This is a genomic window from Herminiimonas sp. CN (genome assembly GCF_000622895.1).
In the GTDB taxonomy this organism is placed as follows: Bacteria; Pseudomonadota; Gammaproteobacteria; order Burkholderiales; family Burkholderiaceae_D; genus AVCC01.
In genome coordinates this window covers 1-9,751 of sequence record NZ_AVCC01000106.1, presented here as the reverse complement: position 1 = coordinate 9,751, position 9,751 = coordinate 1, and the positions used below count along the sequence as shown (strand labels likewise).

General features: G+C 58.5%; 9 protein-coding genes and 1 pseudogene. 5 read left to right on the top strand and 5 right to left on the bottom strand.

The annotated features are described in order from the left end of the window. Positions 1-99: 99 nt before the first annotated feature. From HMCN_RS0116020 to HMCN_RS0116000, 5 genes and pseudogenes are all read right to left on the bottom strand, one after another. Entirely contained in the window at positions 100-813 is a 714-nt protein-coding gene (locus HMCN_RS0116020; RefSeq protein WP_025918329.1) for an ABC transporter ATP-binding protein, read from the bottom strand. Further along, positions 810-1,586 (bottom strand): ABC transporter ATP-binding protein, encoded by a 777-nt coding sequence (locus HMCN_RS0116015; RefSeq protein WP_025918328.1) that lies wholly within the window; start codon positions 1,584-1,586, stop codon positions 810-812. Before HMCN_RS0116015 ends, HMCN_RS0116020 begins: the two co-directional genes overlap by 4 nt. Continuing rightward, a complete protein-coding gene (locus HMCN_RS0116010) occupies positions 1,583-2,851 on the bottom strand; it encodes a branched-chain amino acid ABC transporter permease (protein WP_025918327.1) in 1,269 nt (422 codons plus the stop codon). Before HMCN_RS0116010 ends, HMCN_RS0116015 begins: the two co-directional genes overlap by 4 nt. 8 nt (positions 2,852-2,859) lie before the next feature. Next, positions 2,860-3,806, bottom strand: a pseudogene (locus tag HMCN_RS17995) (branched-chain amino acid ABC transporter permease). Between the two features lie 245 nt (positions 3,807-4,051). Further along, positions 4,052-5,704, bottom strand: coding sequence for a 3-(methylthio)propionyl-CoA ligase (locus HMCN_RS0116000; protein WP_025918326.1), 1,653 nt, complete (start codon positions 5,702-5,704; stop codon positions 4,052-4,054). A 379-nt stretch (positions 5,705-6,083) separates the two neighbouring features. Here HMCN_RS0116000 and HMCN_RS0115990 point away from each other — a divergent pair, with 379 nt between their 5' ends. The 5 genes from HMCN_RS0115990 to HMCN_RS0115970 are packed head-to-tail and all read left to right on the top strand — an operon-like array spanning position 6,084 to position 9,727. Continuing rightward, positions 6,084-7,589: a YdiU family protein gene (locus HMCN_RS0115990; RefSeq protein WP_025918325.1), complete on the top strand. Its 1,506-nt coding sequence runs from the start codon at positions 6,084-6,086 to the stop codon at positions 7,587-7,589. A 10-nt stretch (positions 7,590-7,599) separates the two neighbouring features. Continuing rightward, positions 7,600-8,001, top strand: a complete 402-nt coding sequence (gene msrB, locus HMCN_RS0115985; protein ID WP_025918324.1) for a peptide-methionine (R)-S-oxide reductase MsrB — start codon at positions 7,600-7,602, stop codon at positions 7,999-8,001. Positions 8,002-8,015: 14 nt separating this feature from the next. After that, complete coding sequence (locus HMCN_RS0115980) at positions 8,016-8,636, top strand: septation protein A (protein ID WP_025918323.1); 621 nt, start codon at positions 8,016-8,018, stop codon at positions 8,634-8,636. Further along, the gene (locus HMCN_RS0115975; RefSeq protein WP_025918322.1) at positions 8,633-8,905 is read left to right on the top strand and encodes a BolA family transcriptional regulator; all 273 of its coding nucleotides are present in this window, start codon (positions 8,633-8,635) and stop codon (positions 8,903-8,905) included. The genes HMCN_RS0115980 and HMCN_RS0115975 overlap by 4 nt, the downstream gene beginning before the upstream one ends. 45 nt (positions 8,906-8,950) lie before the next feature. After that, on the top strand, positions 8,951-9,727 hold the full coding sequence (locus HMCN_RS0115970) for a peptidylprolyl isomerase (RefSeq protein WP_025918321.1): 777 nt from the start codon (positions 8,951-8,953) through the stop codon (positions 9,725-9,727). Positions 9,728-9,751: the final 24 nt, after the last annotated feature.

Sequence of the window (9,751 nt, the reverse complement as noted above, 5' to 3'; positions counted from 1 at the left end):
CTATTTTTAACTATACCGACAAAAAGAACGATCGTATTATTTTAAGTTTGAAAAAAATCGATGCCGAATGCCCCGCCGGATGCAGGCGCGCGTTTCCAGTCAGACTTCCAGCCATTCCCGGCGAATTACCGCATCATTGCGCAATTGCTGCGGCGAGCCATCGAAGACGATGCGGCCATGCCCCATGACGTACACGCGCTGCGAGATTTCCAGCGCGATCGCCAGTTTTTGTTCGACCAGCAGCACCGAAATGCCGCGGTCTTTCAGCGCCTTCAGATATTGCGCCACCAGCTCGACGATCTGGGGTGCCAGACCCTCGGTGGGCTCGTCGATCATGATCAGGTCGGGATCGCCCATCAAGGTGCGGCACAGCGTCAGCATCTGCTGCTCGCCGCCCGACAGCAGGCCGGCAGCGACTTGGCGGCGCTCCCTGAGCCTGGGGAACATGGAGTACATGTCGTCAAACGACCAGCGCGCTGTTTGCGCTTTTTCCTTACCCTTCTTCTGGCCCAGCAGCAGATTTTGCTCCACCGTCAGGGTCGGAAAGATGTCGCGATTTTCCGGCACATAGCCGAGCCCCTTGCGGGCGATTTGAAAAACCTGCAGGCCGATCAATTGCTCGCCCTTGAACTGTATCGAGCCGGTAGCAGCGACCTGCCCCATTGCCGCCTTGACGGTGGTCGAGCGCCCGGCGCCGTTGCGCCCCAGCAGGCTGACGATCTCGCCTTCTGCAATCGACAGGTTGACCCCGTGCAGGACGTGGCTCTTGCCGTAAAAGGCGTGCAAATCCCTGATTTCGAGCAGCGTCGTCATGCCGATTCCGGTGCTGCACGGCGGCCCAGATACTGGCCTAGATACGCTTGCTGCACCTCGCTGTTGCCGCGAATATTGGCCGGAGTATCGCAAGCGATGATTTCACCGCATGCCAGCACCGCAATCCTGTCGGCCAGGCCGAATGCCACGCTCATGTCGTGCTCGACCATCAACAGGGTTTTGCCGGCCGTGACCTTGCGGATCAGTTCCACTGCCGCATCGGACTCGGAGCGGCTCATGCCGGCGGTGGGTTCGTCGAGCAGGATGACATCGGCGCCGCCTGCGACGGTGATGCCTATTTCCAGCGCGCGCTGTTCGGCGTAGCTCAACAAGCCGGCCATCACATTGCGCCGCCGGATGAGGCCGATATCGGTCAATACGGTTTCGGCGCGCTGCTGCGCATCCTTCAGGCCGCTCAGGCGGTGCCAGAACGCGTATTTATAACCGAGCGACCACAGCACCGCGCAGCGCAGGTTTTCGAATGCCGTCAGGCGATGGAAAATATTCGTAATCTGAAAGCTGCGCGACAAGCCCAGGCGATTGATCTGAAACGGTTTCAGCCCGGCAATGCTGCGGCCATTGAGAAGAATTGCGCCGGAACCGGGAGGAATTTGCCCGCAAATCAGATTGAACAGCGTTGACTTTCCCGCACCATTCGGACCGATGAGCGCACAGCGTTCCCCTTGCGCTATCTGCAAACTGGTGCCGCGGATGATTTCTGAAGTGCCGAAATTCTTGCGCAGATCCTTCAGTTCAAGGGAAAAGTCGCTCATCGGCTTGCACTCTCATGCACAATTTCCGCATGCACTTCGTCCCAGACGCACTGAAATGCCGGCTGGACACGATGCACCCCAAGCCAACCTGACACGAACAAGAGCGTCGCCACTATCCAGCCTGGAGCCGCCTTGGCGTCGACGGCAAAACCGAACAGGCGCATCACGCTGCCGTTAACCGCTTCCAGACTCAGGTGGTACAACATTTCGATCGCGATTACCGCACCTGCCAGAGCCAGCAGCGCTGCCGCACTGATTGCTGCCAGACAAGGCCAGACGCGGCTGAACTTGCGGTGTTTCAGCAACTGCAAATTTTGCATCAGAACGCTGGCGACGCCGCCCGGGGCATGCATCACGATCAGGATGAAGAATGCGCCCAGATACAGCTGCCAGGCCTTGGTGAAACCCGGCAGCAGGACTGTAAAAAACACGCCGATGACGGCGCCCAGCAAAGGGCCGAAGAAGAATCCGGCGCCGCCGATGAAAGTAAACAGCAGGATGGCGCCGGAGCGCAGCGCGCTGACGTTCTCGGCGCTGACGATTTCAAAGTTAATGGCCGACAGGCCGCCCGCTATGCCGGCAAAGAAAGCCGACAGAATCAGCGTCAGGTAGCGCACCCATTGCGGGTCGTAGCCGATGAATTCGGCCCGCTGCGGGTTGTCGCGCACCGCATTGAGGATACGGCCCAGCGGCGTTTGGGTAAACGCGTACATGCCGATGGCGCTGACGAACAGCCAGAATGCAATCAGGTAATAGACCTGGATCTGCGGGCCGTAACTGATGCCGAGGACGGCGTGCCCGACCACCCGATTGGCCGAGACGCCGCCTTCGCCGCCGAAAAATTCCGGCAACATCAGCGCGCAGGCGAACACCAGTTCGGCCATGCCCAGCGTAATCATGGCGAACGTAGTGCCAGAGCGCCGGGTGGTGAGATAGCCGAGCAGCACGCCGAACAGCATGCCGGCCAGACCGCCCACCAGCGGAATCAGGGATATCGGAATCGGCACGCTGCCGTCGGCGGCCAGATTGATCGCGTGGATGGCGCAAAATGCGCCCAGCCCGGAGTACACCGCGTGGCCGAACGACAGCATGCCGCCCTGCCCCAGCAGCATGTTGTAGGACAGGCCGAAAATCATGAGCGTGCCGATCTGCGACAGCACCGACAGCGACGCGCCCTGATTGAAAATGAGCGGTGCGATCAGCAAAATCAGCGCAAAGCCGCTCCAGACGATCCAGCGCTGGATGTTTTGCGGAGCAAATTTCATGACCTCTATCACTCCCGCGTGCCCAGCAAGCCCTTCGGCCGGAAGATCAGGACCAGCACCAGCAGCAGGTACGGCAGGATCGGCGCGACCTGCGCAATCGTCAGCCGCAGCACCGGATAGCCAAAGGCATGCGCGTCGATGGGCGCGCCGAACGCCGTCAGCGCGCTGATGATCGAATAATCCAGCGCCACCGCAAAGGTCTGCAGCACGCCGATCAACAGCGACGCCAGCAACGCCCCGGCCACCGATCCCAGGCCGCCGACCACCACCACGACAAAAATGATGCTGCCGACCGCATGCGCCATGTTCGGCTCGGTGACGAAGGCATTGCCGCCGACCACGCCCGCCAGTCCGGCCAGCGCGCAGCCGCCGCCGAACACCAGCATGAACACGCGTGGCACGTTGTGTCCCAAGGCTTCCAGAGCATCAGGATGGGTCAGCGCGGCCTGGATCACCAGCCCGATGCGGGTGCGCGTCAGCATCAGATACATCGACAGCAGCATCAGCATGGCGACCAGCATGATGAAGCCGCGATAGATCGGAAAGGTGGTGCTGTACAAGGTAAACAATGTGCCATCCAGCCCGGGCGGAATCGGGTACGGCACCGCCGCCCGGCCCCATATCAGTTGCACCAGCTCGACCATCAGGTACGACAAGCCGAAAGTAAACAACAGTTCTGGAATGTGCCCGTGCTTGTGCACCGCGCGCAGGCCATAGCGTTCGACCAGCGCGCCCAGTACGCCCGCCAGCAAGGGCGCAATGAACAAGGCCGGCCAAAAGCCGAGCCTGGTGCTGATGGCGTAGGCGAAATAGGCGCCCGCCATATAAAAACTGGCGTGGGCAAAATTGAGCACGCCCACTCATACTCAGGATCAGGGTCAGGCCGGATGACAGCATGAACAGCAAAAAACCGTAAGCTCAAGCCATTCAACAGGGTAATTAAGGTGAACTCCACGCGGGGCGCCCTTGGTTTTGGGTTTATTCAAGTGCTACGGATTGTCTACCAAAGGCACGAAAAAAAGTAGCGCAGATGAAGGCCGCGCTACTTTGCCATGTTGAATAAATGCACATATTCAACATAAATCAGGAGTATGCAAATTTTCATGGTATTTACGCACATTTTTATAGCGCAAATAAAATATACCCCTGCTTCTTATATTTTCATTGAATCGCCATGGGCAAGCGCAAATATGCGATCGATTATGCTGCCGGCAACTGGTGCTCCTTGAATTGCTCGCGCATCTTGTTTTTCAGGATTTTCCCGGTAGGGCCGGTCGGCAGCGCATCCACGAAGGCGACATCGTCCGGAGTCCACCATTTGGCGATCTTGCCGTCGTAAAACCGGATCAGCTCCTCCTTGGTCACTTCGAGGCCCGGCTTCCTGACCACCACCAGCAGCGGCCGCTCGTCCCATTTCGAATCGGCAACGCCGATACATGCCGCCTGCTGAACTGCCGGATGCGCCATCGCGATGTTTTCCAGTTCGATGGTGCTGATCCATTCGCCGCCGGACTTGATCACATCCTTGCTGCGGTCGGTAATCTGCATGTAGCCGTCGGCGTCGATGGTGGCCACGTCGCCGGTCGGGAACCAGCCGTCCTCCAGCACGTCGCCGCCTTCGCCCTTGAAATAGCTGCTGATGACCCACGGCCCCTTGACCAGCAGATTGCCGTAGGTTTTGCCGTCCCATGGCAATTCGCGACCGTCGTCGCCGACGATCTTCATGTCGACGCCATAGATCACATGACCCTGCTTTTCCAGAATGGCCTGCTTGGCATCTTCCGGCAAGGCCGCATGCCGCACCGACAGCGTGCAGGCGGTGCCCAGCGGCGACATTTCGGTCATGCCCCAGGCATGCACCACTTCCACTCCATATTGGTGGCGCAAGGTTTTCATCATCGCCGGCGGACAGGCGGAGCCGCCGATCACGGTGCGCTTGAAGCTGGAGAAGGTCAGGTTGTTTTGCGCCACATACGTCAGCAAGCCGAGCCAGATGGTCGGCACCCCGGCGGAAAACGTCACCTGCTCATGCTCAAACAATTCATACAGCGACTTGCCGTCCATTGCCGGACCTGGAAACACCATTTTCGCGCCGACCAGCGGCACCGAATACGGCAAGCCCCAGGCATTGACGTGGAACATCGGCACCACAGGCACCACCGTGTCGCGCGCGGAAACGTTCAGGCCATCCGGCATCGCCGATGCATACGAATGCAGCAACGTGGAGCGATGCGAATACAGCGCCCCCTTCGGATGGCCGGTGGTGCCGGAGGTGTAGCACAGGCTGGAAGCGGAATTCTCGTCGAACAGCGGCCACTCGTAATCATCGGAACTGGCGGCGATCAAGTCCTCGTAGCACAGCAGATTGCCGACCTTGCTGGCGGCGGGCATGTGTTCGCGCGCGCACAGCATCACGAAACCCTTGACCGTGCTGCAGTGCGGTGCAATCGCCTCGATGATCGGCAGGAAATTCATGTCGAACAGCACATACTGGTCTTCCGCATGATTGACCATGTACGCGATCTGCTCCGGGAACAGGCGCGGATTAATCGTATGCAGCACCGCACCGGAGCCCGAAACCGCGTAATACGCTTCCAGATGGCGATAGCCGTTCCAGGCGATGGTGGCGACCCGCTGCCCCATCGCGACGCCCAGCGCCGCCAGCGCATTGGCCAGCTGCCGCGACCGCCGGTGGCAATCGGCATAGGTGTAGCGATGGATGTCGCCTTCGACCCGTCTTGAGACGATCTCGCTTTTGCCGTAATAGCGATCGGCGTGCCGGATGATATTGGAAATCAGCAAAGGCTGGCTCATCATCTGCCCCATCAGCGGGCTTTCTGGATATTGCGACATGGTTTCTCCTGGAATAGGCAAGCTGCGATCTGCTGATTTTCGAACGGTGGTGCTAAAAAGGTCAATGCTTTTCGGTTGTGCAGGACAGCATGAATATCCGCGCCAGCAGCGCCGCCATCCTCTTTTACAACGAGGAAATATAATCGGGAGTATGGGATTTAATCATGCACTTATCGCAAATATTACTTACGGGAAAATAAATACAATGTGCAGTATATAAAATGGAAAAAGTATTGCCGGAATGCCGCGCAGGCAGATTGCGGCGAAAATGCACGACTTTACGGATAGTGTGATACTGCGATCCAAAAGCGTTGCGCCGGCATTTCCGATATCGGACCATACTGGCGGCAAGCAATAGACACTGACAGGATCCATCCGCATGAACGCCCCCATTTCGCCCCGGCCCGGGTATCGCACCGACACCCTGCCGCTTGGCAATTCGTTTGCCGCATTGCCGCCGGCATTTTTCACCCGGCTGATGCCCACGCCGCTGCCCGCGCCCTATCTGGTCGGCGCCAGCGCTTCGGCTGCGCAGCTGATCGGGCTGGAGCCGGCCGAATTCACCACACGCGAATTCATCGAAACCTTTAGCGGCAACCGCACGCCGGACAGCGCGCTGCCGGTGGCGGCGGTGTATTCCGGCCACCAGTTCGGGGTCTGGGCCGGACAGCTCGGCGACGGCCGCGCGATCCTGCTGGGCGACGTGCCGGATTGCAGCGGCTCCGGCAATGGCTGGCTGGAGTTGCAGCTCAAGGGCTCCGGCCTGACGCCCTACTCGCGCATGGGCGACGGGCGGGCGGTGCTGCGCTCCTCGATCCGCGAATTCCTGTGCTCGGAAGCGATGCACGGGCTAGGCATCCCGACCTCGCGCGCGCTGTGCGTGACCGGCTCGGATCAGTACGTGCTGCGCGAGACGCCGGAAACCGCCGCGGTCGTGACCCGCATTGCGCCCAGCTTCGTGCGCTTCGGCTCCTTCGAGCACTGGTTCTATAACGACAAGATCGACGCGCTGAGAACGCTGGCCGACTACGTCATCGATCGCTTCTATCCGGTCTTGCGCGACGCCGGCAATCCATACCAGGCCTTGCTGCAGGAAGTAACGCAGCGCACCGCGCACCTGATGGCCGACTGGCAAAGCGTCGGCTTCATGCACGGCGTGATGAATACCGACAACATGTCGATACTCGGCCTGACGCTCGATTACGGCCCGTTCGGCTTCATGGAAGCCTTCGATGCGCAGCACATCTGCAACCACACCGACCGCCAGGGCCGCTATTCGTACCGGATGCAGCCGCAGATGGGAGAATGGAACTGCTACGCGCTGGGGCAGGCGCTGCTGCCGCTGATCGGCAGCGTCGATGCGACCAAGGCGGCGCTGGAACCGTTTCAGGCACATTACCTTGCCAGACTCGATCGCCTGCTGCACGCCAAGCTCGGCCTGGCCAGCACGCAGCAGCAGGATCGCGCGCTGCTGGATGCGATGTTCGGCCTGATGCAGGCCAATCATGTCGATTTCACGCTGTTTTTCCGTCTGCTGTGCGAGTTGCAGATCGACGACGCCGGTGCCGATGCGCCGTTGCGCGACTTGTTTCTCGACCGCCCCGGCTTCGATGCCTGGGCCGGCCAGTACCGCAGCCGGCTGCGGCAGGAAAACAGCGCCGACATCAAGCGCAGGCTTGCAATGCAGGCAGTGAACCCCAAATACGTGCTGCGTAACTACCTGGCGCAGGTCGCCATCGAAAAAGCGCAGAACAAGGATTTTTCGGAAGTCGCCAAGCTGTTGGCGATTCTTGAAAAACCGTTTGACGAACAGCCGGAACACGCCGCCTACGCCGAATTGCCGCCGGACTGGGCAAGTACGCTGGAAGTCAGCTGTTCATCCTGACGGAGACATCATGGCCGTACCCAAAATCACCAGGACCGATGCCGAATGGCAGGCGCTGCTTGATCCGCTCGATTACGAAGTCACCCGCCATGCGGCCACCGAACGCGCTTTCAGCGGCCGCTACTGGGATCACCACGAAGCCGGCATCTATACCTGCGTGTGCTGCGGCACGCCGCTGTTCGAGTCGGATGCCAAGTTCGATTCCGGCTGCGGCTGGCCGAGTTATTTCAAGCCGCTCAACCCGGAAAATGTTTCCGAGCATGTCGACCGCAGCCATGGCATGATACGTACCGAAATTTTATGCAATGTATGCGACGCGCACCTGGGCCACGTGTTCCCCGACGGACCGCCGCCAACCGGGCTGCGTTACTGCATTAATTCAGCATCATTGCGATTCGAGCCGAAAACTTAAACTAAATTGCCACAATGAAATTTTTATTCGATCTGCTGCCTGTCATTATCTTCTTTACCGTATTCAAATGGGGCGAAAGTCATGCCGATTCGGCGCAAGCGCTGATCTCGCATTATTTTTCCGGCCTTGTATCCGGCGGCGTTATTACTGCCGACCAGGCGCCGATCCTGCTCGCTACCGTGGTCATGATCGTGGCGAGCGTGGCGCAAATCGCTTATCTGTTAGCGCGCGGCAGAAAAGTCGATCCGATGCTGTGGGTGTCGCTGCTGATAGTCGGCGTCTTCGGCGGCGCCACCATCTATTTCCATAACGAGAATTTCATCAAGTGGAAACCGACTGTGCTGTACTGGTGCTTTGGCGCAGCCTTGTTCGGCGGCCAGATTTTCATGCGGAAAAACCTGATCCGCTCGACGATGGAACAACAGATAAAACTCCCCGACGCCATCTGGCAGCGCCTGAATCTGGCCTGGAGTGCATTCTTCCTGGCCATGGGGGTTCTCAATCTGTATGTCGCCTTCAACTTTCCGACCGCAACTTGGGTCAATTTCAAGCTTTTCGGCGGCATGGGGTTGATGTTCGCGTTCATCGTCGCGCAAAGCCTGTTCTTGTCCCGCTACATGAAGGATTCGGCATGAGCACGCGTTCCGATGCAATCCGGGCCAGGCTGATTGCAACTTTCGCTCCAACCGAGTGTCAACTGGAAGACGACTCGGCGCACCACGCCGGCCATGCCGGCGCCGCATCCGGTGGTGGGCACTATACGCTGCGCATCGTATCGAGCCATTTTGAGGGGCTAGGTCGTCTCAGTCGCCATCGGCTGGTGTATGATTCCTTGCTGGAATTAATGCATTCCGACATTCATGCCTTGGCCATTACGGCCTTGGCGCCGTCCGAAATACAATAAATTTATTTTTTTATTTTTCTTTACGCCCCATTCTAGGAATCAATGATGACTTTAAAACCTGCCCGTTTGCTGGTAGTACTTCTTGCCGCCGCTGCCCTGCCTGTGATGGCGCAAAATCTTGCCGTGGTCAACGGCAAGGCGATACCTTCCTCGCGTGTTGACATGATGGCCAAACAACTGGCGTCGCAAGGCCAGCAGGATTCGCCGCAATTGCGCGCGATGATCAAGGAAGAGTTAATCAATCGTGAAATCCTGATTCAGGAAGCCGACAAGCGCGGCTTGGGCAACACTGCCGACGTCAAGAATCAGGTTGAAATTGCCCGTCAGTCGATCGTGATCCGTGCCTTGGTCACAGATTTCGTCAAGAAAAATCCGGTCAGCGATGCTGCCATCAAGGCCGAATACGACAAGTTCAAGGCGCAGGCCGGCGACAAGGAATACCATGCGCGCCATATCCTGGTCGAAAAAGAAGATGATGCGAAAGCAATTATCGCCAAACTCAAATCCGGCGGCAAGTTCGAAGATCTGGCCAAACAATCCAAAGATCCGGGTTCAGCAGCCAATGGCGGCGACCTCGACTGGGCCGCTCCGAGCGCCTATGTGAAGCCGTTTTCCGACGCGATGATCGCATTGCAAAAAGGCCAGGTTACCGAAACTCCGGTCAAGAGCCAGTTCGGCTACCACGTGATCAAGCTCGAAGATGTTCGCGCCGCAAAAGTGCCGACATTGGAAGAAGTCAAACCGCAGATCGCAGAAACACTGCAACAGCAAAAACTGCAAGCCTTCCAGCAAGAATTGCGCAAAAAAGCGACGGTGAAATAAAGTCCGGGTTTTCGTTGGTTTTGT

Excerpts from the sequence above, each read along its gene's own strand:
- HMCN_RS0115990 (WP_025918325.1), top strand. The coding sequence starts at position 6,084 with ATGAACGCCCCCATTTCGCCCCGGCCCGGGTATCGCACCGACACCCTG.
- HMCN_RS0116015 (WP_025918328.1), bottom strand. The coding sequence starts at position 1,586 with ATGAGCGACTTTTCCCTTGAACTGAAGGATCTGCGCAAGAATTTCGGC.
- HMCN_RS0116020 (WP_025918329.1), bottom strand. The coding sequence starts at position 813 with ATGACGACGCTGCTCGAAATCAGGGATTTGCACGCCTTTTACGGCAAG.
- HMCN_RS0116000 (WP_025918326.1), bottom strand. The coding sequence starts at position 5,704 with ATGTCGCAATATCCAGAAAGCCCGCTGATGGGGCAGATGATGAGCCAG.
- HMCN_RS0115980 (WP_025918323.1), top strand. The coding sequence starts at position 8,016 with ATGAAATTTTTATTCGATCTGCTGCCTGTCATTATCTTCTTTACCGTA.
- HMCN_RS0115970 (WP_025918321.1), top strand. The coding sequence starts at position 8,951 with ATGACTTTAAAACCTGCCCGTTTGCTGGTAGTACTTCTTGCCGCCGCT.
- HMCN_RS0116010 (WP_025918327.1), bottom strand. The coding sequence starts at position 2,851 with ATGAAATTTGCTCCGCAAAACATCCAGCGCTGGATCGTCTGGAGCGGC.
- HMCN_RS0115975 (WP_025918322.1), top strand. The coding sequence starts at position 8,633 with ATGAGCACGCGTTCCGATGCAATCCGGGCCAGGCTGATTGCAACTTTC.
- msrB (WP_025918324.1), top strand. The coding sequence starts at position 7,600 with ATGGCCGTACCCAAAATCACCAGGACCGATGCCGAATGGCAGGCGCTG.